Origin of the sequence: Maribacter cobaltidurans, assembly GCF_002269385.1 — a bacterium.
Classification (GTDB): Bacteria; Bacteroidota; Bacteroidia; order Flavobacteriales; family Flavobacteriaceae; genus Maribacter; species Maribacter cobaltidurans.
The window spans coordinates 3,898,100-3,924,075 of the sequence record NZ_CP022957.1; the positions used below are offsets into that span (position 1 = coordinate 3,898,100).

Below are 25,976 nucleotides of genomic sequence, written 5' to 3' on the forward strand. Positions count from 1 at the left end.
CTTGAACACAAAGCCTCATAATATTCACAAAGAGGCAAAACGAGAAGTCGAACGAAGCGGTCAAAAATTATCTGATGTAAAGGCTATAATACTTGATTCTTGGAACAATTATGAAATTAATAGTTTCAAAAAATTAAAAAATCTATCAGATGAATTCAAGTCCACTCCTCTAATCTTAATGCATACAATAGAAGATGGAAAGTTCTTAAAAGAACCAAATAAGATTAAAATTAATCGGGAATTTAAACAGCTCTTTCTCCTTGCTTTACCGAGAACACAAATTAGAAAAGTCGTTTCTGAATACAATAAAGTAAAAGAAATAGGAATGGAGGATACCATTTTAACTAAGGTTGTTTCTGACTTGGAAGTCTTAAACATACACAGAACTCCCATGAACTGTTTTACTCTTCTTAAGGTGGCTGAAAAATACTTTGATGAAAGCCCTATCAATAGGACTGACATGATTGAAAAAGTACTTTTCGTTTTGTTTAACGTTGACCAAATACCAAGGTATAAGACTAAACCTGACTTGAAAGATTGTGAATTTGTTCTTGGTCGCTTTTGTGAAAAACTGATTCGCAATGAGAGTTATCACTTCTCCAAGGACTATTTTATCACAGAGTTGAAGCAATACTGTCAAGAGAAGCTGATTGACTTAGAAGTAGAATTGGTCTTTGATGTTCTCACTCTAAATAACATTATAGTCAAACATGAGATTGATTATTGCTTTAGGTCTTCTTTTTGGGTTTATTACTTCGGTGCAAAAAGAATGCATAACAACAAGGAATTTGCCGAATACATATTTCAATCTAAAAAGTACACCTCTTTTCCAGAAATCATTGAATTCTATACAGGGATAGATAGGAATAAAATTGATGCTCTAGAGGTTTTAGCTAAGGATATACATGAAACATGCGATATTGTGAATTCAAAAGTCAGGCTTTCCAATGACATGAATATCTTCTCGCAAATACAATGGAAACCAACAGAGGAGCAAATACAAAGGGCACAGAGTGATTTGAGTGAAAATGTTATAAACTCAGGCCTTCCTGATGATATAAAGGACCAACATGCTGACCGAAACTACAATCAAATTAGGCCATATAATCAAAGTATTCAATCATTTTTTGCTGAGTATTCTTTGCATAACCTCATGCAAAACATACGTGCTTCCTCAAGAGCGTTGAGAAATAGCGACTATGTCGACCCTGAAGCAAAGAGAAAAATATTGAATGAAATTCTGAGAAGTTGGGAACAATTATCAAACGTTTTACTAGCTCTTACGCCTATTTTGGCTGATAAGGGTACTGCAGGTTTTGACGGACATAGCTTTACACTTCAGGGTGATTTTGGAGATTCTTTTGAAACTCGATTAAATAGGATTATTCAAGTTAACATGACTAATGTAGTTGGCTATTTTAAAGATGACCTTTATTCGAGTAAAATCGCGCCCCTGCTTTATGAAACCTTTCAAAACACTAAGGATTCAAACACTAGGCATAAACTAGCCCTGTTGTTGGTATTCTGTAGACCAAGACAATGGAGGAAATATATTCAGGACTATATTATCTCATTGAATAAAAATTCGTTCTACCTATACGACATTCATAACGCTCTTATGGCTAAGTACAATTTTGATTTTATAACGGAGGAAGAAAGAAGAGAGATAACAATGCTTGCGAAAATGTGCTTTGCTAAGCATGAATTTGGCTCCAAAAGACCTTCACCAAAAGAACTTAGGAAAGTTCATATTTCAAAACCGAAAACTGATAATAAATAAACCCAGCTACTAACAAAACCTATAACAATAGTACCCTGCGGGACAATGCGCATAGCCAAAACCGTTAACCATAATTAAATAACCATGAAATTCATCCCTACGAAAAAAGCTGACCATTACTTCTTTTTCATTTTTGCATTCTATTACTTAATAGCTTCGGTTTTGGGATTTGGTTATTCTTCATCTAGGATAATTTCTAATGGCGGTGAAATTCCAATCAGAGCTATTATTCATGGTGCACTCGCAGGTTGTTGGTATTTTTTATTTTTTGCCCAAGTTCTTTTAATAATCTTAAACAAGAAAAATTTACATATTAAAATTGGCAAGGTATTAATTCCTCTCATTATTGCAGTTTTTATCAGTGGCATTTATGTCGTTTTACTTAGAGGACCAATACCTTTTGAGAAGGTTCCATTTGAAGCAATGGGCAATGAAATTGGATTGTTTTTTATTGGAATACTATATGCTGTTCTAGGTTATATTTATCGCAATAATCCACATTACCACAAAAGATACCTTCTTTACACGATTATTATTTTAAGTGGTGCAGGAATTGTTCGGTTTTATTCTTTTCTTGATATAACGATTAATCATCTTTTGGTTATTTATGCCATCCCACTGCTTTTGATTTTTGTTTATGACTTAATTATTTATCGAAAATTATTTAAGGCAACTTGGATAGGATTTCTAATATTTTTATTTCATTTATTCTTGTTAAGCCAGTTTTTTGGGATGATAGCAGATTATCTCAGACCAATAATGAGAGATTGAAAAATTACAAGAATGTAGATAAACAAATGCTAACAAAGTATATAAAAAATAGGCTAAATAGTAGTAAAATCAGGGCTCTTGTCTCGTTTCAAACATTATGCTTAACCGAAAGTTCAGTGTTTAGAAATCGCCTACTTTTCATATACTAACCGATGTAGGTAATTTAAGTAACAAACTTTCATTCTATTCGTCGAAATAAAAACGTACTACAATAATGAGTAGAATTAAAGAAAAAATATTACCTCAGATTTTCATCATTTATACAAGATATTTAATTGGTGGAGCATTTGTTTTTGCTAGCCTAATAAAAATAAAAGGACACCGTTTTACTTCTGAAAATGGAGAATTGAATCCTATAAATAGTGCTTGGCACTTTTTTGAAACTATGTACCAATCTGGATTGTATTGGCAATTCATTGGAATAACCCAATTAATAGCAGGATTCTTCCTTATGACACAAAAATTCTCAAAGCTTGGGGCATTGATTAATCTTCCAATTATCTTAAATATTTTCATAATTACCCTATCCTATTATTTCGCCTATACGCCAGTTATTACTGGATTAATGTTGTCAGCAAACCTCTTGCTTATCATTTGGGAATGGAATGAGCTTAAAATTTTATTTAATTTAAATCCTAATTTTAATAAAAACGTAAGGTTGGAGAAAGATGTTCTTTGGCAAATTGTTGGGTTAATTTTATTCGTTTTTACTTTTATTTACAGAGCATTGATTGACAAATATAATCTTGGATTTTGGATGCTAACCTGTTTTTCTATTGGTTTTATTGGTCTAATGATTGGACTGTATAGAGAAAAGAAAAGAAAAAACTACCTGCAGCACAGTGTATAATTTATTGCTTTGGCAGGTGCTTATTTGGAAAATTCCTATCGAATTTTCTTGGCTCGGAGTTTGTTTACTAAATTAGGTGCTGGCCACCGCACCTAATGATACACGAACGGTTCACCACTTAACTAAAAACACGAATCATCCATGAAAAAAGTATTCTTGATAAGCTTTGTATTTCTGCTGTATGCATGTGGAGGTGCGAAATACAATTTTCTTTTTGATACGGGAAGGCAATTGGATTTTAGCAAAGGAAAATGGATACTGAACAGAACCCAATCCAATTCCAAAATATTTGATGCGAAGCTTTATTCCAATTCGCTAAGGGATTTTAAAAAAATTCTTGGAGATTCGCTAATCGAAATGAACGATCTAAGAAGTACAAAATTGGTATCTCCAAAAATCAAGTTCGATTTGTCCGATTCAGATTTAAAGGAACTAAAAAGATTCACCAACTGTGACTACCTAATAAATATTACCGGAAACGTTATAAGTGATGGTGCGGGCACGCTGACTTTTCCCGATGAAATAGAAAAATCTAGTAATAGGGCATCCGTTTCAATATCCATTTATGACCTAAATGCGGCAACGCTTGTCTCATCTTCCCAAGTTTATGGAAAAACAAAGGTTCAGAATCCTGTTTTTGAGGACGACGCTAATGTACCGGCCATCAATCCCAGTTCACACATGATTATGCTAAAGGGGGCGGAAAAACTAATAAAAAAGTACGGGAAAAATCAATTGAAATAGTGAAATATCTTAGAGTACATTATAAACAAAAATTAGTCGCCAAGTTTTGATACTCAAGCGTTATTTTATTGATTGAAAAACCGCTGCTTTTGTTTGTTGATAAAGAAAAGAGACTTACCGGAACTTGGTGCTTGATTGCAATACCAAAGGTCTACAAAGGTGCCTTGGGAAACAACATAACTGTTGCCTGTTTCCTCATCAAAAGCTACCAACTCAAAAGTTCCGGACAATAATTGGTTAGTCCTATCAATTTTTGAGAATTGAATTTTGGCCGTTGGCGAAAAATCACCACCACCTTCTTGGTTTTCACAGTCAAGTATCCTTACATATGCACCAAATACCTCGAATCCCCCAGTCAAAATATTCACCCCGTTGGTTCCACTGTATTCAACATCGGTTTGAAGATCGTCAAACCTTAAATTGCTAGACGAAATGGTTATGGCTACCCCCCTTTGGTTTCGTTGATCTATAGGAGTATCGGGGTCGGGACCATCCCCTCCAATGATTCCAAGGGTGAAAACATCGTCGTTTTCTTCATATACGCCACTGGCCAGTATTCCAGTAGATTCAAATGATACCCCATCGATAGTACAAGATATTGTACCGTTATTCAGTTGCTGTGAACATTCGTTGGGCGATTCGCTATCCCCGGTATTGTCAAAAACAGCATCTTCATTGTCACAGGGTTCCGTGGTATTTGGGTCGGTTCCATCGCCCGTAGTATCGTCACCTCCTGTGTCGCTTCCTTCCCCACTTGAGTCATCAGTCCCTTGGTTTTCTCCTGTACCATCATCACTAGTTTGCCCGTCATCACTATTCGAATCATCATCGGAATTGCTTCCATCATTATTGGTTCCGTTGTCTTGCCCTGACGGATTTTCAACCGGATCGGGAGTAGGATTATCCGTATCCGAATCACACTGAATAAAAATAAAAGCTAAAAAAAGAAGTAAGAGGTAAGCCGATTTTTTCATTTTTCCTAAATAGTTTTTGTTAAAATAGGAAATACAATCTCTTTAGGAAACGGTTTTCCGTAAAACAAGTCTTTTTTTTGATATAACTTGTTGATTTTCTGTTTAGTTGTTAGAAAATTCTGTAATAAGATGTTTTAATTACCCCTTTACCGTCTCTGTAAGGTGTGGATACCAATTCTTTTGCTTCTATAATCTTCAACTCAAAAGGAGGTACCAACAAATCCAGGCCACTTTGTTTTTTCAATCGGATGCCCTGGCCGGAAATGATATCCACATTAGGAATAAAATCGCCTTCCGGTAAGTGCTCTGTAAGGATTAGGTGTTTAAAGTCTTTCAATTTTCGCACGACTCGTTTTATTTCCTCGTTGGATAAGTGCTGCAACACTTGCCTTAAAATGGCACAATCAGCTTGGGGAATATCATCTTGGGCAATATCCAGACAATGAAAACGTATGTTTTCGTTTGCATAGGTATTTTGATTGTGCTCGATAAGGTTTTCTACAATATCGACACCGATATACTTTTTGGTATAGGGTGCCAATTGCCTTCCTACATTAAAATCGCCACAACCCAGATCACAAACCGTTAGTGGGGTTTCAAAAGACTTTAAAAACTGAGAAGCGGCAGTTATGTAGGGTTTTACAAGGTTTGGGTCATGCGAACCATCACCCGAATAAAACATACGATGGTCACCGCCCCATAGGTGCTGTTCGTAAATCTGTTCCATGGCGGCCTTGGTGGGCCATGGTTTTTTCTGTTTTTTGTCAGACATTATTAGGGTTGTATACAGATTGATCGGGCTGTTTTTAACAGCCTTTTCACTGAGCTCAAGGGAACAAAACGTACATTCAACGGTTTTAAAAGGGGATTGTAATTCAAGTAAATAATTATATGTTTAACCAACAACCAACAACCAACAACCAACAACCAACAACCAACAACCAACAACCAACAACCAACTACTCCCTATAAATCACCCCATCCTTCATCACAAAGTTGGTCTTACGTATGGAACGAATATCTTTTATGGGATTTCCCTGTACAGCGATGATATCGGCCAAAAAGCCTTTTTTTAATTGCCCTAACTGGTCCAAATGGAACATAGCGGCGTTTCCGCTGGTTGCGGAAATAAGAACGTCCTTGGGCTGCATTCCATATTGGACCATGAGTTCCATTTCCCGATAGTTTTCGCCATGGGTAAATACACCTACATCCCCACCAAAAACAATCTGCACACCCGATTCAAGTGCCAGTTGAAATGATTTTTTCTTTTGAGTGATACGTTCCGGTTCTGGGTCTTTTCCTTTGTTCCAACCACGGTATTGGGTAATGGCATCCCCGGCGGCCAGGGTAGGACAAAGGCCAATGCCTTTTTCCTTCATCATGGTGAAAATTTCCAAGGTTCCTCCGTCTCCATGCTCAATGGTTTCCACGCCACCCAGAATGGCCCTTTTCATACCTTCCGGTGTACTGGCGTGCGCTACCACATATTTTCCCGCACTTTCGGCAGTTTCTACTATGGCATCGATTTCTTCCTGTAAAAAGGTGGGCTGGGAATCCGCTCCGGGCGTCCAGCGGTAGTCGGCATAGATTTTTATCAAGTCGGCACCGTTACCCATTTGCGTTCTTACGGTTTTTATAGCCTCTTCTTTTCCGCTAACAGGCTCCGCTCCCAAGGGAACAGTAACACCATCATGAAAACCTTTTGGACCGTACGCCCCTGTGGCTACAATTGCCGGACCTGCAACCAATGATCTTGGACCTACAATGATTCCGTCCTCAATGGTCTTTTTTAAATAGACATCGGTATATCCAGCACCTTCTGCGCCCAAATCGCGCATCGTCGTAATACCGGCCATCAAGGAATTTTTAGCATGTACGGAACCCCGTATGGCACGTTCAACGGGCGATTCCTTGAGCACCTGGTCGTTCCAATCCGTTTCATTGTACGGATGTAACAATAGATGGGAATGCCCTTCGATGATGCCCGGCATCAGGGTAGTTCCGGCCAAATCGATTTCTTTTGTCCCCTTGGGCTTTTTGAGGCCGCTCAATTCCCCAGAATAACTTATTGTATTGCCTTCCACCAAAACCACCCAACTCTCATGGATATCGGTCCCGTCAAATACACGGTCGGGTTTTAAAAGTGTCTGTCCATAACTGTGGGTAATGAAGAAAATCAATAGCAAGGTCCAAATGCTTATAGATTTAAGAGTTTGAAAGGAGTTCCGTAATTTCATTCTAAAATTTTGTTTAAGTTTTCCCTGGTAAATTTTTCACCGTGTTTAAGCACCATAAAAATATCTTGGGTATTCTGAATGTTTTTCAAAGGATCTTGATTCAATAGGACAATATCCGCCACCTTACCAGAATCTAAAATTCCATAATCCGATTCTTGTTTAAGAAACTTAGCCCCGTTATAGGCCGAAGCCTTTAAGGCATCCAATGGAGATATTCCCGCATCTACCATGGCCTCCATTTCCTTGTGAAGGGATATTCCGGGATAGGTATAGCTGTTAAAAGCCCCACTATCAGAACCTGCCAATAAAGAAACGCCGTTTTGGTTTAGGGTTAATGCCAATTTTTTGAAAAAGGTGTCCAACTCCTTTCGGTCCTGTATCGCCTTTTCAGAAGCATTTTTGGCCCGATTGATGCGCCCTTCAAAGGTCTTGATAATTCCGGGAGCCATATATTTTAAATATGCGTCCTCGCTATGGTCCACCTCGTCCAAGTAACTCAGGGTATGCCCAATATGAAGTGTTGGCACCACAAACACATTTTTTTGTTTTAGGTGCTCAAATGTTTGCTTTGCTACAGAATCATCGTAAGTGGATTGCAGTATCGGCATGGCATCCCAAAAACCTATCTTGTTGTCTTGAAGTTGTTCGGTAACTACATCTTCCTGTGAAGAACAACCTTTCATGATGTAGTAGAGATGTTCCACGGCATCGATTCCTGCATCTATGGTGGATTCCAACGTAGTGGTAAAGGGCATGTGTCCCGAGGTTATCAATCCTCTTTTTTCCGCAGCGCGAATCGTATTGAGGTAGTTTTCTCCGGAAATCTTACTGTCGTAGATTTTGACAAAATCGGTTGGAATGGCCTGCAGGGAATCCAATGCATCTTCTATATCTGCATCGTTTTCTACTTCCAAGGAACCGGCCCAAGTTGCCCCGGGGCCATCTATTTTAGGGCCAGAGGTAAAAATGGTGGGTCCAACCATATCATCATTTTCAATATCCGATTTCCAGTGCATGACCGATGTGGTCAGGTCGCCCCCGGCATCCCGCACAGTGGTGATTCCATTGGCGATGAAAAGTCCTAAAAAGCGTTTGTTGGCTTCAATTAGGGAGTCGCCCCCACGAAAATGTACGTGATTATCCCAAAATCCAGGTAAAATGAATTTTCCCGAGGCATCTACCACAATTTTTGCAGTGGAGTTTTCATCAATCTCATCATACGTTACTTTGGCTATGCGCCCATCGGAAATATAAATATCACCCACGCTGACGGAACCATCTTCCAGGTTTATGATATTTCCTCCCGTTAAAAGGGTATCATAGGAAACCTTTTTTTCCGCTTCACAGCTTATCAACACCAAAAACAACATTCCGATACCTAATAAGGAAAATCCGTATCTCATCAGCTAAAAAATAAATTGAATACGGAAGGTAAAAAGAATTAGCGATTCAGTAATTGCCTAATCAGGATAAATATGAATATCATAATCGAATAGCCTATGAAAAAGGGAATGATATACTGCTGCCAGCCCAAGGTAAACATAAGACCAATCAGCAATAGTTGAAAGCCCAATCCAAATGAGGAAACCCCGGTCATAAACCAATTTGGAAAGACTTTGCCTTTGGCGGCATTTTTATCTAACCTGTAGATGATGGAATCAAAAGTACCATAGCATAGGGAATATATCTTAAACATGGAGTTTACTGTTTTCTGACTTTCCCCTTTAAGTGCATTGGGACTTTTGTTTTCAAAAATACGACTCGTGGTATCCCCATTATGTCTGTTGCGTAAAATGACATAGTAGTAGTTGTAAAGTGTGCCCTGTAATTGCAGACACAAAAAGGATATTACCGTAAGCAGTAAAGAACCATCTGTGATGTACCAGATAGCCAGGAACAGCATTAGGTTTAAGATAATATCGGATATCGAATCTAAATACCTTCCCGTATGTGAAGGTGTATTTTTGGCCCTCGCCAATTCTCCATCGGCAGCATCTAAAATTGATTTTAAAATCAAAAACAGAAACGCCAATCCGTAGTATTCATTAAGTAGCAATACTATGGCGGTTAAACCACTTACAAAGAATGCAACCGTAATATGGATAGGGGTGAGGGAGGTCGTTTTTATTGCTTGGACCAGTTGAAAGGCAACTGATCTTCCATAATCCGATAAATCTAAAAAACGATGTTCTTCAGGTAATTTGGACATTTGACTGGCAATTGCTTGAAATAACAATAACGGGAACACGCTAGCTTGTCATATCAAACAAATACCCCGTAAAAATAAGGCTTTATTCAGTTCAATCGGTAATACAAGCGCTTATATGGGAAAATGAGATGGTGTTACCTTCCCCCTCCGTTTCTATATTTGATGTTTTCACTGCTATGATGTATTATTTCGCCAATGCGTTTTTGTCTCGTTTCTTCACGCTTTGCCTGATTCAACCAATAGAGGTAACTTTTCTGTTGCCCTCTGGTGAAGTTCTGGAAGTTTTTGAAAGCCTTTGTGTTACTATTGAATGCAGACTGTAGGTCTTCTGGTATCTTTCCGGCTTCCACGTCGTCCAGGGCACTCCATGACCCGTTCTCTTTGGCGATTCGGATTGCTTTGAGTCCGGTTGTATGCATTAATCCTTCTGCCTTAAGCTTTTTTATGTAATCCTTATTGACCTTGCTCCATACACTTTTGGGTTTTCTCGGACAGAAGTATTGTCTTCTTTTACCATCACCTAAACTTTTAACGGTACTATCGATCCAACCATAACATAAGGCAACCTTTACCGCTTCTTCCCACCGCATACTGTCGTTCTCATGTGCAACCTTGTAAAATATCAAATGAATGCCCTCATGCTTGGAATGGTTGATGTGTAACCATTCCCTAAATTCCGTATCATTTTTAAAATATAGCTCAGGTATTTTTAGCATATAGTCTTTTTTCAGTGTTAAATTATACGTAAAATACAATTTTAGTCTATAAACAATTGGTTGATAAGCTTGCGAAACCTATTTTTGAAGTTTATTAAACCGACAAACAACAAAATTTACGTATGAAAAAAGTTTTTAATGCGCTGCTCTTGGGCTTTGCGCTTATTATTGTCTCATGTGGTGGCAATAAACGTGAAGGGGAACCTAAGGTCTTGGTATTCTCCAAAACCATGGGTTTTAAACACGCATCCATACCCGCAGGAATTGCCGCATTGCAAAAGATGGGACAAGAAAACGGTTTTGCCGTTGATACGACCAAAAATGCGGAAATGTTTACTGACGACAACTTAAAGCAATACTCTGCTGTGGTTTTCTTGAGTACTACGGGTAACGTTCTAGATCAATTTCAGGAAGCTGCCTTTGAGCGCTATATCCAAGCAGGTGGAGGTTATGTGGGAATACATGCAGCTGCCGATACGGAATATGACTGGGGTTGGTATAACGACCTTGCAGGAGCCCAGTTCTTGAGTCACCCTAGGGGAACTCCCAACGCAGATTTCATCATCAAGGACAAAAACTTTATCGCTACGGAATTTTTTACGGATTCCGTTTGGAACAGGGACGATGAATTATATAATTATAAGAATATCAATGATGATATCAATGTGCTGATTACCTTGGACGAATCAAGTTATGAGGGCGGACAGAATGGGGATTATCATCCCATTGCGTGGTACCATGATTTTGATGGAGGACGTGCTTTTTATACGGGTGCCGGACATACAGATGAAAGCTTTTCTGAAGATTTGTTTTTAAAGCATGTTTTGGGCGGTATCAAATACGCCATTGGGGAAAATAAGATTTTAGACTACTCTAAGGTTAAATCACAGATTCCACCGGATTCTGATAGATTCTCAAAGGTGATACTTTCTGAAGGTCAGTTTTTTGAACCTACCGAAATGGCCGTACTGCCAAATAATGATGTATTGATTGCACAAAGAAGGGGTGAAATCGTACTTTTTAATGATGAAACCCAAGAATTAAAGGAGGTTGCCAAATTGGACGTCTATTGGAAGACTTTGGAAACTCCCGGGGTAAACGCCGAGGAAGGATTGATGGGACTTCAAAAAGATCCAGACTATGCCAATAACCATTGGATTTATTTGTACTATGCTCCAACCGGTGATAAATGGGTAAATCGTCTGTCCCGTTTCAAGTATGCCGATGGTAATTTTGACTTGGATTCCGAGCAAATAATACTTGAAATTGATACACAAAGGGAAATTTGTTGTCATACTGGAGGTTCAATTGCCTTTGGTCCAGATAATCTTTTGTACTTATCTACGGGAGACAATTCTACACCATTTAATGAGCGTGGTGTAAAGTATGTAAACAATGGCTTTGCTCCATTGAACGATATCCCGGGACATGAACAATTTGATGCACGTAGGAGTTCTGGAAACACGAACGATTTACGCGGTAAAATTCTCAGGATAAAAGTGAACGAGGATGGTAGTTATGACATTCCGGAAGGAAACCTTTTCCCTGTAGGAACCGAAAAAACAAGACCGGAAATTTACACTATGGGACATAGAAACCCTTATAGGATTTCTGTGGATGTTAAGAGAGGTTATTTATATTGGGGAGATGTAGGACCCGATGCTAGAGCGGATAGCTTGGAAACCAGAGGACCAAGAGGATATGATGAAATGAACCAGGCGCGTAAGCCCGGCAACTTTGGTTGGCCTCTTTTTATTGGTGATAACTATGCATATAGGGATTATAATTATGAAACTGGAGAATCCGGGGAAGCGTTTGACCCAGAAAAACCGATGAATACCTCAAGGAACAATACAGGGTTAACCGAATTGCCCCCTGCCATGCCTGCCTATGTTTTCTATCCTTACGATGAATCTAGTAGGTTTCCTCAGACTACAACAGGTGGCAGAAATGCTATGGCTGGACCAACCTATTATTCTGATTTGTATACAGGTGATGCCAAATTACCCAGTTATTACGACGGCAAGGTTATCATTTATGATTGGATGCGTGGCTGGATGTTCGCTGTGCATTTAGACAAAGATGGAAGTTTCTATAAAATGGAGCCATTTGCTCCAGAGGTTAAATTGAACAACCTTATAGATATGGAGATGGGCCCAGATGGAAGAGTTTATCTTTTGGAATATGGAAGTGGATGGTTCTCCCAAAATGCCAACTCCGGTTTGTCTTACATCAAATACAATGGAGGAAACAGACCTCCAGTTATTGACAATATGATTGTTGAAACTACCTCTGGTAAGACACCTTTGGCCATAAATGTTACAGTGGAAGCCAATGATAGGGAAGGTGATACCATGTCCTATGTATGGGATTTTGGTAATGGTGAGACTAAGGAAACCACAGAACCAAACGTAAGCTACACCTATGCCGATGCCGGAGCTTACAATCTTAATGTAACCGTTAAGGATAATAAGGGTGAGGCCATAACAAGTGAAAGTACCAATATCGTTGCAGGAAATTCCCGTCCCGAAGTTACTATCAACTTAAAGGGAGGTATGCCGGCATTTTATATTCCAGGTCAGAAAATAGATTATGAGGTAAGCGTGACCGATCCGGATGGTGGAACGGTAGATGACAACAATGTTTTTGTCAGTGTAGATTACTTGGAGGGTATGGACAAGGTGGCCATGAATTTAGGGCATCAGCAAGTCTCTGCCGCTGTTACAGGTAAAGCTCTTACGCAATCCATGGATTGTAAGACCTGCCATAAGGAAGCAGAAGCTTCCATAGGTCCAAACTATATGGATGTTGCCAAAAAGTACAAGGATAGAAGGGATGCTATGAGTTATCTACAAACAAGGATAAAAACTGGTGGAAACGGTGTTTGGGGAGAGGTAACAATGCCGGCGCACCCAAAAATCACCAGTGACGAAACAAGACAGATTGCTTTGTATATCCTTTCCCTAGCGGGAGATCAGGAAGAGGAAAAGTCACTTCCTTTAAACGGCACTATCACAGCAGAAGCTTCGGCTCCTGGCAATATGTTGGTTTTAACGGCAAGTTATACGGACGAAGGTGCGGAAGGTACCATTCCATTGACAGGTTCCAAGTCCGTTGCTATACCGAGCAGTTCCATTCAATTGACAGAAGCCTTGAAAACCAATAATATGCAGGCCGTATCTTTTGGCGGTAGGGATTTATTGTTGCTGAATTCAGGTACGGGATGGTTTGAACTTGCTGACACTACATTAAAAGGAGTCAATTCTTTGACTTTGGAAATGGGGTGGCAAAGTGCTCCTAACCTGAGCTTCACATTCGAGATACACGAAAATACGCCTGATGGACCTAAAGTTGGGGAAGCCACTATGCCTGCCCAATCAGGGGGTCAAGGTACTCAGGTAAGTATTCCGGTTTCAGGAGTATCGGGAGATGGACCTTATTATGTAACCTATAAGGCCGAAGAAGGTAAAGAACGTACTATGGTAGCTTTAACCGGAGCCATGTTCAAGTAATAGACAATAGGACGTAAAATTAAAGCCCGCTTTAAGCGGGCTTTTTTATTCAATTTTTTAAAGAATAGAGGATAGGTCTTTAGTTAATTTTTTGGCAGATTGCATCCCCAATTTGCATTAAAGACGCAATTTCCTCTTCGGTAAAATCATACGGTACAGGTTTCGCTATGCCGATGGTACCATATAATTTTTCTTCGTGTATCAATGGTGCAGCAAGCGACCCTTCTACTTTAGTCTCTTTGGCGGCCGGTCTTGCCACTCCGGATTCATCGGTTTGCAGGTTACACATCTCTACAGGTTTCATACGTTCAGCTGCTATCCCTGCCATGCCTTTGCCTATAGGTATTGCCGATACCTTGGGGATTAGAAAATCAGGAATTCCTTTTTGGGCCTTCAGCTCTAAAATGGATGTGTCCGGTTTTAGAAAATGAAGGGTGCCCGTTGAGCAATCGAAATGCCTAATAGTATCTTCTAAAACACTTTGCCAATCTATAGGATTTTGTTCAAGTTGTGCCGAGATTTTTTTGGGAATTGTATTCATGATTTTATACTATGATTTCAGTTTATACTATACTTCATTTTTAATGAAGTTGGGGCAAGATATCAAGATTTGCACGTGCGGAATATGATATCCGTCATCTTAGAGTTAGTGATTTAAAACTTTAGGACTGCTATATCTTTGTGACGTCCACATAAAAATTAGGATCCACCTCAATTGACGTACCTTTTTTAATAGACAGCTGTTGCCAATTGGATGATGGAGTTATCCACTTAGGTTCCTTGTCCAAGAAAATCCTTAAAGGCATGTTGAAACCTTCTACTACTTTTTGATACCGGTATTTTAACAATCCGCCATCTATTTGATATTCAAACACGGGAATATCTGTTGTCCTTAAGTATTGGTTGAAGAAGGGTCTAAAATCTCCCCCCATTTGAACACTCAAATAATGCTCAATTTGGTCCGATGTTATGGTTTCATGATAAAACTCCTTGTTCAAACCTCGTAGGGTAGCCCGCCATTTTTCATCATCGTTCATAACTTGTCTCAACGTGTGCAACATATTGGCGCCCTTGTTGTACATATCCCCAGACCCCGCTTTATTTACGGCATAAGGCCCAATAAGTGGCCTGTCGTTTCTAATATTTTTCCGGATACCCAATAAATATTCCGATGCCGCCTCCTTACCATAGTAATATTCAATAAAAAGACTTTCGGAGTACATGGTAAATCCTTCGTGTACCCACATATCAGCAATATCCTTATAGGTGATGTTATTGGCGAACCATTCGTGTCCAGCTTCATGGATGATGATATAGTCAAACTTCAATCCCCATCCGGTACCTGATAAATCCCGACCTAAATAACCATTTCCGTACTGATTGCCATAGGTTACGGAACTTTGGTGCTCCATTCCCAAATAGGGTACTTCAACCAGTTTAAAGGAGTCCTCGTAAAAAGGGTAGGGCCCAAACCAGTGTTCAAAGGCTTCCATCATTTTTGGAGCTTGCTTGAACTGTTCCTTGGCTTTTTCCAAGTTATCCCGTAGTACGTAGTAATCCATGTCCAGTAAGCCTTTTTCTCCTTCATAGGTTTCTCCAAAATGGACATAATCGCCTATGTTTACATTTACCCCATAGTTGTTTATGGGATTGGAGACGAACCAGTGATAGGTATTTGTATCCTTGTCCACTTTACGTAATCTTCCGTTGGATACGTCCATGAGGCCCTTGGGTACCTTTACGCTTATGAGCATGCTATCCACTTCATCGTACATATGGTCCTTGTTGGGCCACCAAACACTGGCTCCAAGTCCCTGACAAGAGGTCGCTACAAAATCGTTTCCGTTTTTATCCTCTTTCCAAGAAAAACCACCATCCCAAGGAGCTCTAACCGCTTCTTTGGGATGCCCGGAATAATGCACGACGATTTCATTGTAATCACCATTTTTTTGAGTTTTTTCTAGTTTTACGAAATGGGCATTGCCATTGGTTTTGAACTCCAGATTCTCACCGTCCTGAGTAATTTTTTCTATAACTAATGGCGGTTGAAGGTCCACTTGTAATACCTGGTTTGCATCCAAAACTTTGTAGCGAATGGTATTGGTACCGGAAATAAATTTATCATCCGGTTTAACCTCAATATCCAAATGATAGTAATTGAGGTCCCACCAGGCGCGTTCTGGAGTTATGCTGCCTCTAAGGGTATCCTGCTGCGTGAATTCTTGTGCATTAGAAAATTGAAAAAATAGTAGGAAAGCAAATAGAAGAAGGAGCTTATTCATGAACAATAATGTTATTTTAATCTTTTTCTCAAAAATTTAATCAAAAGGACAACTAGAACTACAATCAGCACCAATAAAAAAGTCTGCCAAAGAAATAAGGGTATACTAAAATCTTCCATATCTAAATTATTTAAAGCTGATTTTAATACCTATCTAAAAATTCCGTTTGGAAACACGACCGGACTTTCAAATCCGTCTTTTCCTACCGCGGACACACCAAAGAAAAAATTATCGATAACGATACCTTCCAAAGTGAATTCGGTCACATCCCCTACAAACCTGCTATGGTCCCAAGTAGGTGAGGTCGTATCTCTCCAATAAATTTTATATCCTGCGGCGCCATCCACCTTACTCCACTGAAACTTGGCAGAAGGCTGAACGATACCACCAATTTTCACCTCTATAGGTGCTGGTGGTGCCCAAGCCAGAGAGGCGAGATTAATGGCATTCACTGCCGTAAGCTTGGCTGCATAGTCAAAATTGACATGTTCCAAAACATCACCATATGCAATACCGTCTTCTACCCGAATATCCTGATGTTGTTGGGTATAGTTTTCGTGGGCCTCCATGATTCGTATTCCCGCAAAACCGGCATCGTTAAAAGGTCTGTGATGTCCTCCGCGGCCAAAACGGTCCAAACGATAGATCATCATGGGGTTCATTTCGGGCATATAGGTCTTTACATTCTTATGCACATATCTGGCCAATTGTCTTGAAATACCATCTACCTCGCCTCCATAAAACCGTCTTGCCCTGCGTTGCTCTTCCGTTTCATTGGGAGGAACTGGTTCGGAAAAAATCCGAAAATCAACATTGCTAACTATTCCGTCGACTCCCTTGATGTTACCAATCATGTCATTATTGAAAATACCAATGATTTCCCATCCCTGATCTTTGGCGTATTGGGCAACACCACCACCGCCAAACAAGCCCTGTTCTTCACCAGATAGTCCCATATAGATAATACTGTTTTCGAAGGTGTACTTCGAAAGTACCCGCGCGGCCTCCAAGGTTCCGGCCATACCACTGGCATTGTCATTTGCCCCCGGAGAATCGTCCGTAAAATTGGTAGGGTCGCTCACCCGGCTGTCAATATCGCCGCTCATAATGATGTATCTATTGGGATATTTGCTTCCTTTTTGAATGGCCAGGACATTCACGACTTCCACATCATGCACTATTCGTTGATTGGCGCCCTTTTTGACCAGGTCTTTTTGATAAAATACGTTCAAACAACCGTTACAGGCATCCGATGTCTTTTCAAATTCGGATTTTATCCAGCGTCTTGCCGCACCTATGCCACGGGTTTGCGAAACCGTATCACTTAGCGTATGTCGTGTGCCAAAATTGGCCAATTTGGTGATATCGTTTTCTATTCGTTCCGCAGAGACGGCATCGATAATATCATAGATGCGTTGGTCCGTTTGAGCTGATAATGTAAGGGTTATGGTCAAAAGACCCAGAAGTAGCCATTTTTTCATATTTAGTTTCATTTGAAGTGTCTCTAAAAGTATTAAAAATTAATCTTTTTCAAGGTGTATCAGATGCCAAACTCCCAGCGCCGGGCCCAATGTCAATACCATGAATAAAAAGTTTGCACTTGTAATGGTCTGCAGGTAGTTTAAGAGTTGAATACTAATAATGGTAATGGCAAAGCCGATGCAGGTAGCGAGGGTAAGCGCTGTACCTTTAATTTCGCCCGTAGCCGATGCAGCCACTAGTTTTGATAGTTGTGGGGAATCTGCGGTAACGGCCAAACCCCATATACACCAGGCCGATAGGAATAGTATGGGAGGCAGCATGAAAAAAGCCGGCGATAGCAGGCAACATATGCCCGATATCGCTAGAGACGTTAAGGCTACCTTACGGCTTCCTATTTTTTCCGATATCAAACCACCCAAAGCACACGACAGTCCACCCAGGGCAATAACAATCCCCGTCCAAAGGGGTACCGAAAAGTCCATACCGGTTTTCGTATTATAATATGCAATCGCAAAGGGTGTAAAGGCCCAAAAGGCGTACAACTCCCACATGTGTCCGAAATAGCCAAAAGCGGCCTTCTTAAAATTTACCATGCCAAATAGTTGGGGACCAATGGATAGATTTAGTTTTTTGCTAGGTTTTCTGTAGGGTCCGTTGGGAACCAGAAAATTAATTGCCAATCCGCCTATTAAGGTCATTGCCGTAGTTATTTTTATGACAGTATTCGCCTCATGGCCCCAACTATTGGCCTTGATCAAAAATGGAAATGCCGTGCCCAAGACCAAGGCACCGACCAAATATCCTAAAGCCTTGCCCAATCCTTTTTCATAGTAATCTGCCGCAATTTTCATGCCCACGGGATAAATACCCGCAAGAAAAAAACCAGTGCCGAACCTTGTTAGAAGAATCGTCCATTTGATGATGGTTTCTTGAAGCAGTGCAAAATTGCAGAGTGCCGCCAATAGGGCACAGACCATAAATACCTTGGAAGGCGGAAACCTATCGGCTACCATCAATAGTGCAAAAAGCAGCGTGCCCAGAATGAATCCCAATTGTACGGAGGATAATACCCAGCCGATAATTTCTTCACCCAACCCGGTTTTCAAGATTAGTTCATCGATAACCGTATTGCCGGCAAACCATGGGGACGTACATGCAAACTGGGCAATGATTATGGTTGGAAGGATATGTGGTTTTTGTTTCAATAGATAAGTTACCTAAGAAAAGTGACCTTAGCGATTTTTCCATTCTCGACCTCATAGATAGCTACGGCGTTAAAGGTGTTCCCATTGGCCGTTACTTCCTCGTGATCGATTACTTTGTTGTCGATGACCATCCTATTCTTGATTTCGCAGTGTAGGTCTGGCGCCGATTTAAAAAATTCAGCGTATCCTTTTCGCATGGCTTCCGGCCCATTGGTAGTGAGATCTCTGGGAAAATTATATAATTTGATATCTTGCGAATAGGTTGCCATAAAGGCATCGATATCCCTTGCATTATAAGCTTTCAATTGTTTTTCAACAACGGATTCAGGTTTTGATTTCGTCTCTTGGTCAAAAATAAAGGTCATGCTTGAGATGCGGTCCTTTACTTCATAAAGTGCTACCTGCATTGTTATTTTTCCGTTTCCGGTCACTTTTTCATGGTCAATAACCTGATTTCCAATAACGATACGGTTTACGACTTCAACATCATACGCTTTGTTTTCTGGGGAAAGTCTGCCATAGTTTTTACGCATTTTATCATGGCCAATATACAGGGTATCTGATGGAAAGTTACGTACCACCACATTTTCAGCATAACAATTGACAAAGGCCTCCAAATTTCCTGCATTATAGGAATCCACCTGTTTTTGTACGATTTTATATACCGGGTCAGTACTTACAAACGCCAATTTTTGATCATCCGGACTCATGGCGAGCCTTGATATGTTAGGTATTTCCAATTTATCAAATGTACGCAGTAGTTTCCAAGAGCCATTCTTTCTGAAATCGTAACCCAACAAATTGTTTTCGTACGCCGTAAGCAAGGTTCCATTTTTTGTCCAAGTTACATCTTCAGATGCGCCAGGAAGCGTTACGATATTTTCCGTAGCCCCGGAAATAGGATGCATGGATTTTACCATGGCCGTATCATTTTCCTTAGAAATAAAACTTATAAGTGTTGTCTCGGGAATTCTATGAAGGGACCTGCCTACATTCTTTTGAACCGTGTAATTGGTTTTATCGGCAAGATTTGACACTACCAAATCCATTCGGTCTTCAACCAAAACTGTACAGACGAGGATATGGTCGTTATACCAGACATGGTAGCCTACCTTTAAATTGGGTATAAGCTCCTTGAAAAGACCTGTATTAAAATCATACCTATATAACCTTTGTAGGCCATCATCATCAAGTCGAATTGCTGAAATATTTTTTTGGCCCAATATTTTTAAAGGTGAATATTCACCGCCATTTGGGGTGTCGTTCAGCCATGATTTTGATTCGGATTTTATATCGTAAAGGACAATATCGGTCTGTCCATTTCGGGTAGATGAAAAAAGGATTCGGTCATCATCGTAAAACGAAGGTTGGTTATCATAGCCTTCGTTATTGGAAATATTTTTAGCTTTTCCAATTTTTAAACCATCATTTTCCCACAACAAGTCGGCTAAAAAAACCTCTGTACTGGACTGGGAATAACCATTTATCACAATGGAAAGCCAGAGGAAGGCCACAAAATAGACATGTTTCATAAAACAGTATTGGAACCCAATTTAGTGCATGTCCGCGAACCTGCCTAAAATGTCCCTAACGTTTTTGGTGCTGTCCACAAAATACTTGGCGTGTGTCTTTTGCCGGCCTACTTTTACGGTAATGGAATCATCGGGCAATTCCTGAAACATAAATTCATCGGTCCAGTCATCGCCTATAGCAAAAACAAAGTCGTACTCATTTTCTGCAAATACACGCATGGATGCCCTTCCCTTGTTTACGTTGCTACTCTTGATTTCCATGACCTTATTTCCGTTTAGAACGCTCAAATCGTCGTTAGCAATCAAACTGGTCAATACGGTGTTCAGTTCCACGGCCCGCTTTTGTCCGAAATCGGGATCGGTATTTCTATAGTGCCATGCCAAGGAATAATTCTTTTCTTCGATAAAACTTCCCGGGGTCCTATCCACAAAGGAATCCAATACAGGATGAATTTTCTCCATCCAATCCTTTTTGACCTTTTCCAACATTCTAAAGTCTTCGCCATTTTGGGAAATCCAAACCCCATGTTCCACTATCATATTATATCCCTTATGCATAAACCATTTGGTAAAGGTTTCTTTGTCCCTACCACTAATCAAATACATATCCGTATTTTCTTGGGCGGAAATTTCATCCAATAATCGGAATAGATCCTCATCCGGACTGGCTTTCTGGGGATCTTTGTGGAATCCGGCCAAAGTTCCGTCGTAATCGAGAAAAACAAGACGTCTTTTGGCCGACTTGTATTTTTTCATGACTGTGTTCATTAAATCTACCGAAAGCCTTCTGGATATATAGGTGAGGTCCTTTTCTTTTTGATTTAATAGGGAGGTCATGAAGTCATTGGCCCATTTCTCCACATTATATCGCTCCAAGCGTTTTTGAAGAATGGAATTACGCTGTTGTTGTTCCTCTTTGGGCATATTGATGGCCTTGTCCAAGGTGTCCGCAATCTCCTCAAAGTTATTGGGGTTTATCAGGAGGGATTCGTTCATTTCATTGGCAGAACCAGCCATTTCACTCAAAATAAGTACGCCTGTCTTATCCGTTCGTGTTGCGATATACTCCTTGGCTACCAAGTTCATACCATCCCGAATAGGGGTTAACCAAGCAATATCACAGGTTGTATAGAGGTCGATAAGGTTATCAAAGGGCATAGATCTATAGAAATACCAAATCGGGGTCCAGCTTACGGTAGAAAGTTCCCCATTTATGCGTCCTACGAGCTCATCGATTTCTTTTTTCAGGAGTTGGTATTGTGGGACATTGGATCTAGAGGGAACGGCAAGGATAATCAACCGGACTTTCTCCTTATACTGAGGGTATTTGTTTAAAAAATACTCAAAGGCATTCAAGCGCTTGGCGATTCCCTTGGTATAGTCCAATCGGTCTATGGAAAGGAAGAATTTCGCATCGGGAGTAGATTCCTTATGGGTATCCAATCTTTTTTGAAGCTCGGATTTTTGGGATTCATCGCGCTGAGCATGTTCCTTAGCTGCCTCGTTAAATTTTTTATAATCGATTCCCATGGGGAAGGAATCCACTTTTATAACCCTATCATCCAAATAAATATCATTAAAACTGACCTCAAGGCCCAAAAGTCTTCGGACCGAGCTTAAAAAGTGTCTTTCGTAATCGTAGGTGTGGAATCCGATTAAATCGGAACCCAGAAGACCTTCCAAAACTTCCATCCGCCAAGGTAGTGTCCTAAATATTTCAAAGGAAGGGAAGGGGATATGCAGGAAGAAACCAATGGACACATTGGGACGTTTTTCCCTGACCATTTGGGGTACCAGCATTAATTGGTAATCATGGACCCAAATCACATCGTCATCTTCCGCTTTTTCTAAAATAGCATCGGCAAATTTTTGATTTACACTTTTATAGATTTCCCAGCTTTCCCATTCAAATTCAGTGTATTCCATAAAATAATGGAACAACGGCCACACTGTTCTGTTGCTGAATCCATAGTAAAAACCGTCTACCTCTTTTTGGGTGAGTTTTACCTTGGAGGAACCATGCTCGGCCAAAGCATTGTCTATTTGTAATTCCAATTCTTCTGGTGTTTCCTCATCAGTGAGACCGCTCCAACCAATCCACAAGCTGTCTCCCCCAGAATGCACGGATTTCATGCCGGTAGCCAATCCCCCTACACTTGGTATGGCGGTAATGGATCCGTTGCTAATTTGTAATTGTACCGGTAGTCTATTTGAGATTATGATAGTTTTGGCCATAAATAGCAAGTTTTGCTTTGAAATGAATTTAATTTCTCTCAATTTCGGGAAAAAGAAGGGTAATAGCAATTGAAAGCTTAAATGAATCAAGATTTTTATTGAATGAATAATTTAGATTACGGAATAATAGGGAATTGTAGAAGTGCGGCCTTGGTGTCAAAAAATGGATCAATAGATTGGTGTTGTTTACCGGAGTTTGACTCCTCCTCACTTTTCGCCAAACTGTTGGACGAAGAAATAGGTGGTAGTTTCGAGATATTGGTGGATGATTCCTATACGATAAAACAACGCTATAAAAAGCATACGGCTGTTCTGGTCACTAAATTTTCTTCGGGAAATGATGTATTTGAAATTCGGGATTTTATGCCCAGATATAGAAAACCCGATGGCGGCTATAATTCCCCTCCGGAATTGGTGCGGTATATTAAACATGTTAGCGGTAAGCCCAGGTTTAAGGTGAAATATAATCCTAAATTGGAATATGCCCATGGCAAAACCGAGACCTATGTAAAAAAGAACTTTATTGTTAGTCTTACACATGGCGAAAAATTCGACACCTGCTTTCTGTACACCTCGTTTAACAAAAACGCTGTGGTAGAGGGAAGGGACATTGAAATCAAGGATGATGGATACTTTCTTTTGGGATACAATGAAAAATTATTTCAGCCAACGGTAAGAAAAATGTATACAGAACTGGAAAGAACCAAGGTATATTGGTTGAATTGGAGCAGTAAAACCCCAAACTACAGAAAATATAATTCCCAGATCAGTAGAAGTGCCATTACCCTTAAGTTGTTGACATACGATAAATCTGGAGCTGTGTTGGCTGCTGCAACCACATCCTTGCCGGAAACTATTGGAGAGGTCCGTAACTGGGACTATAGATTCTGCTGGATTCGTGATGCCTCAATGGCCATAAAGGTCATAGGGGAGTTGGGCCATAGGAACGTAGCCAAGAGATACCTACAATTTATTGTGGATCTCATTCCAGATAAGGACGAGAAACTCCAGATTATGTACGGTATCAATAAGGAGAAGAAGTTGACGGAGCACACCTTGGACCATTTATCGGGTTATAAAGGCTCAAAACCGGTACGTATTGGAAATGCCGCCTATAAACAACGACAAAATGATATCTACGGCATCTTAATGGATGTCATTTACGAACAGCTGTCCAAATATAGTAATGATACGGAGAATGGGGAGGATCTATGGGGTATCACCAAAGGTATTGTATGGATAGTTTCCCATCACTGGAAAGAAGCCGATAAGGGTATTTGGGAATTTAGAACGGAGGATAGACACTTTACTTTTTCTAAAGTATTGTGTTGGGTCGCCATTGATCGGGCGATTAAGGTGGCCAGGTTGTTCAGAAAGACCCATAAACTGGAAAAATGGACTCAATTGGAGCAGGAAATCAAGAATGATATCCACGCCAATGCTTGGAATCCGGAAGTCAATGCCTTTACTCAATCCTACGGCTCACCAGATATGGATGCCTCGGTTTTGTTAATGGAATCCTATGGATTTATTCATGCTAAGGATCCCAAATTTGTAAGTACCGTTCATGCGATAGAAAAGGAGCTGAGTCATGACGGATTAATGTACCGTTATAAAAATGAAGACGATTTTGGATTGCCATCATCCTCTTTTACAATATGCACTTTTTGGTTTATAAACAGTCTGTTCAAAATAGGCGAGAAGGAAAAGGCCATGAAGCATTTTGACAAGCTTTTATCCTACAGTAACCATTTAGGTCTTTTTAGTGAAGATATTGATTTTAAGACCAAAAGGCTATTAGGAAACTTTCCACAGGCTTATTCCCATTTGGCCCTAATAGAATGTGCTATAAACTTTTCAAGACAGGAAAGCGAAGAACAGGTACTGGCCTCGATCAGTAGGTTATAGTTTCCTTTCCAATGAGTTGTTGGGCCATTATAACAATTTTATCCAACAACTTTTGAAAATGGTGTTTTGTGGTAAAAGGATTCATAACGGTAACCCGTAAATAATGCCAACCCCTTAACTTGGTCTGTACAATGTAAAATTCGCCTTCCTCCAAAAGGTTTTGTCTTATTTTGGCATTTAAATCGTTTAATTGGGTTTGGGAAAAACCAGGTTGTGTATATCTAAAACATACGATGTTCGCCATGGGTTTAACAGCTACTAAAAAGGAAGGATGGTTTTCTATCATACCCCCGAACTCGGCTCCTCTATCATATAATTGGGTAACATAGGCGTCAAAAACTTCTTCACCATACAACTTGAGCATAGCAAACCAATGGATGCTCATCATGGTCTTCGTACATTCAAAGGTTCTTTTGCCGGAATTGTACCAGTCCTCATGGTCCGACTCCGTTAGGAGATAATCTGCCTTCTGTCTAAAAGTGGCATTGGCGTATACCCCGTTTTTTAACAATAAGGCCGTTGTGATGGTGGGTAGCATCATCATTTTGTGACCATCTATGACAACGGAATCGGCCCCGCCAATTCCTTTTAGGGTATGCTTATATTTTTGGGAGAAGATTCCAGCACCGCCATGGGCTCCGTCCACATGAAACCAAAGACTGTGGTTTTGTGCAAATTCCCCAATAGCCTCCAAATCGTCGAAAATACCCGTAGCCGTGGAAGGAGCGCTACCAACAATGGCAAAAATAGTGATGCCGTCTACAGTCGCTTTCCGATAAATTTCTTCCAAAACCGAGGTATCCATTTGAAAGGATTCCGTACAAGGAATTTTTATGATTCCCTTTTCCCCCAATCCCATAATCCTTGCAGCCCTGTCCACACAGTAGTGGGCTTCCTCACTTACCATAATTCCAATGGACTTTTGAAGTCCATCGTTCCAGATATCATCCTTTAGAATCGCCTTTCTTGCAGCCAAAAGAGCCGTTAGATTGGCCAAGGTACCCCCTGAAGTTAAAAAGCCCCTAGCCTCTGAATCCCAACCAATTTTCTCACAAATTATATCCGTAACGACACGTTCAATGGCACTTGGTGACATACCCATTTCATAGACGGCCATCCCGTTATTCAACAGGGAACTGATCATACCCGTTAAAGCTGTTATAGGAGCAGCTGGACTGACCTGATGCCCAATATACTTTGGGTGGTGTACATAGGTTGTACGTTCTGTTATCGTTTTAAAAAGGTCATTTTCATCGCCATTTTTCAAAAAATCTTTCCAGAATTTCAGTTCTTCTTCTGGACCATTCCAATGAATGGCCTTTTCTGACTTTTCATTTAATTTATCATCCAAATGGGCGGTTAGCTCATTAATTAACTGATGTCCTTTTTCTTGAAAGAACTTAGGTGAATAGACCTTTTGTAAAAGATTGTTCTGCATTCGTCAAAATTAGATGCTTCCCGCAATTTGTACAAATAAAAAAACCGCCCCAATTAGAGCGGTTTTACTTCTGTCTAACAAAACAAAAGGGCAATCTG

Annotated in this window: 19 protein-coding genes; 6 read left to right on the top strand and 13 right to left on the bottom strand. The window is 40.1% G+C overall.

The window, feature by feature from the left end:
* The first annotated feature begins 1 nt into the window (after window position 1).
* From CJ263_RS17440 to CJ263_RS17455, 4 genes are all read left to right on the top strand, one after another.
* Entirely contained in the window at window positions 2-1,780 is a 1,779-nt protein-coding gene (locus CJ263_RS17440; protein ID WP_094998444.1) for a hypothetical protein, read from the top strand.
* Between the two features lie 84 nt (window positions 1,781-1,864).
* Complete coding sequence (locus CJ263_RS17445) at window positions 1,865-2,551, top strand: hypothetical protein (RefSeq protein ID WP_094998445.1); 687 nt, start codon at window positions 1,865-1,867, stop codon at window positions 2,549-2,551.
* Between the two features lie 214 nt (window positions 2,552-2,765).
* Complete coding sequence (locus tag CJ263_RS17450; RefSeq protein WP_094998446.1) at window positions 2,766-3,401, top strand: hypothetical protein; 636 nt, start codon at window positions 2,766-2,768, stop codon at window positions 3,399-3,401.
* Window positions 3,402-3,542: 141 nt separating this feature from the next.
* Window positions 3,543-4,145 carry a hypothetical protein gene (locus tag CJ263_RS17455; protein ID WP_094998447.1) on the top strand — a complete coding sequence of 201 codons (603 nt, stop codon included), beginning with the start codon at window positions 3,543-3,545 and terminating at the stop codon, window positions 4,143-4,145.
* Window positions 4,146-4,210: 65 nt separating this feature from the next.
* On the opposite strand, the gene CJ263_RS17460 is transcribed toward CJ263_RS17455, so the two are convergent.
* From CJ263_RS17460 to CJ263_RS17485, 6 genes are all read right to left on the bottom strand, one after another.
* Window positions 4,211-5,119 (bottom strand): hypothetical protein, encoded by a 909-nt coding sequence (locus tag CJ263_RS17460; protein ID WP_094998448.1) that lies wholly within the window; start codon window positions 5,117-5,119, stop codon window positions 4,211-4,213.
* A gap of 109 nt (window positions 5,120-5,228) precedes the next feature.
* Window positions 5,229-5,891: a class I SAM-dependent methyltransferase gene (locus tag CJ263_RS17465; protein ID WP_094998449.1), complete on the bottom strand. Its 663-nt coding sequence runs from the start codon at window positions 5,889-5,891 to the stop codon at window positions 5,229-5,231.
* Window positions 5,892-6,078: 187 nt separating this feature from the next.
* Entirely contained in the window at window positions 6,079-7,359 is a 1,281-nt protein-coding gene (locus CJ263_RS17470; RefSeq protein WP_094998450.1) for a metal-dependent hydrolase family protein, read from the bottom strand.
* The gene (locus tag CJ263_RS17475; RefSeq protein ID WP_094998451.1) at window positions 7,356-8,762 is read right to left on the bottom strand and encodes an amidohydrolase family protein; all 1,407 of its coding nucleotides are present in this window, start codon (window positions 8,760-8,762) and stop codon (window positions 7,356-7,358) included. Before CJ263_RS17475 ends, CJ263_RS17470 begins: the two co-directional genes overlap by 4 nt.
* A 38-nt stretch (window positions 8,763-8,800) precedes the next feature.
* Window positions 8,801-9,568 (bottom strand): CDP-alcohol phosphatidyltransferase family protein, encoded by a 768-nt coding sequence (locus CJ263_RS17480; RefSeq protein ID WP_094999292.1) that lies wholly within the window; start codon window positions 9,566-9,568, stop codon window positions 8,801-8,803.
* A gap of 134 nt (window positions 9,569-9,702) precedes the next feature.
* A complete protein-coding gene (locus CJ263_RS17485; RefSeq protein WP_094998452.1) occupies window positions 9,703-10,284 on the bottom strand; it encodes a YdeI/OmpD-associated family protein in 582 nt (193 codons plus the stop codon).
* 122 nt (window positions 10,285-10,406) lie between these two features.
* On the opposite strand from CJ263_RS17485, the gene CJ263_RS17490 reads away from it, so the two are divergent.
* Complete coding sequence (locus CJ263_RS17490) at window positions 10,407-13,796, top strand: ThuA domain-containing protein (RefSeq protein WP_094998453.1); 3,390 nt, start codon at window positions 10,407-10,409, stop codon at window positions 13,794-13,796.
* Window positions 13,797-13,875: 79 nt separating this feature from the next.
* Here the strand turns inward: CJ263_RS17490 and CJ263_RS17495 are convergent, their stop codons facing one another.
* From CJ263_RS17495 to CJ263_RS17520, 6 genes are all read right to left on the bottom strand, one after another.
* Window positions 13,876-14,337, bottom strand: coding sequence for a GAF domain-containing protein (locus CJ263_RS17495; RefSeq protein ID WP_094998454.1), 462 nt, complete (start codon window positions 14,335-14,337; stop codon window positions 13,876-13,878).
* A gap of 130 nt (window positions 14,338-14,467) precedes the next feature.
* The gene (locus CJ263_RS17500) at window positions 14,468-16,078 is read right to left on the bottom strand and encodes a M1 family metallopeptidase (protein ID WP_094998455.1); all 1,611 of its coding nucleotides are present in this window, start codon (window positions 16,076-16,078) and stop codon (window positions 14,468-14,470) included.
* A 149-nt stretch (window positions 16,079-16,227) separates the two neighbouring features.
* Window positions 16,228-17,559, bottom strand: a complete 1,332-nt coding sequence (locus tag CJ263_RS17505; protein ID WP_094999293.1) for a M28 family peptidase — start codon at window positions 17,557-17,559, stop codon at window positions 16,228-16,230.
* A 39-nt stretch (window positions 17,560-17,598) separates the two neighbouring features.
* Complete coding sequence (locus tag CJ263_RS17510) at window positions 17,599-18,765, bottom strand: MFS transporter (RefSeq protein ID WP_094998456.1); 1,167 nt, start codon at window positions 18,763-18,765, stop codon at window positions 17,599-17,601.
* Between the two features lie 8 nt (window positions 18,766-18,773).
* Window positions 18,774-20,297 carry a nuclear transport factor 2 family protein gene (locus tag CJ263_RS21025; RefSeq protein ID WP_158657192.1) on the bottom strand — a complete coding sequence of 508 codons (1,524 nt, stop codon included), beginning with the start codon at window positions 20,295-20,297 and terminating at the stop codon, window positions 18,774-18,776.
* Between the two features lie 21 nt (window positions 20,298-20,318).
* Window positions 20,319-22,532 (bottom strand): bifunctional alpha,alpha-trehalose-phosphate synthase (UDP-forming)/trehalose-phosphatase, encoded by a 2,214-nt coding sequence (locus CJ263_RS17520; protein WP_094998457.1) that lies wholly within the window; start codon window positions 22,530-22,532, stop codon window positions 20,319-20,321.
* A 102-nt stretch (window positions 22,533-22,634) separates the two neighbouring features.
* On the opposite strand from CJ263_RS17520, the gene CJ263_RS17525 reads away from it, so the two are divergent.
* Window positions 22,635-24,440, top strand: a complete 1,806-nt coding sequence (locus CJ263_RS17525) for a glycoside hydrolase family 15 protein (RefSeq protein ID WP_094998458.1) — start codon at window positions 22,635-22,637, stop codon at window positions 24,438-24,440.
* On the opposite strand, the gene CJ263_RS17530 is transcribed toward CJ263_RS17525, so the two are convergent.
* On the bottom strand, window positions 24,427-25,878 hold the full coding sequence (locus CJ263_RS17530) for a pyridoxal phosphate-dependent decarboxylase family protein (RefSeq protein WP_094998459.1): 1,452 nt from the start codon (window positions 25,876-25,878) through the stop codon (window positions 24,427-24,429). The genes CJ263_RS17525 and CJ263_RS17530 overlap by 14 nt on opposite strands.
* Between the last annotated feature and the right edge of the window lie 98 nt (window positions 25,879-25,976).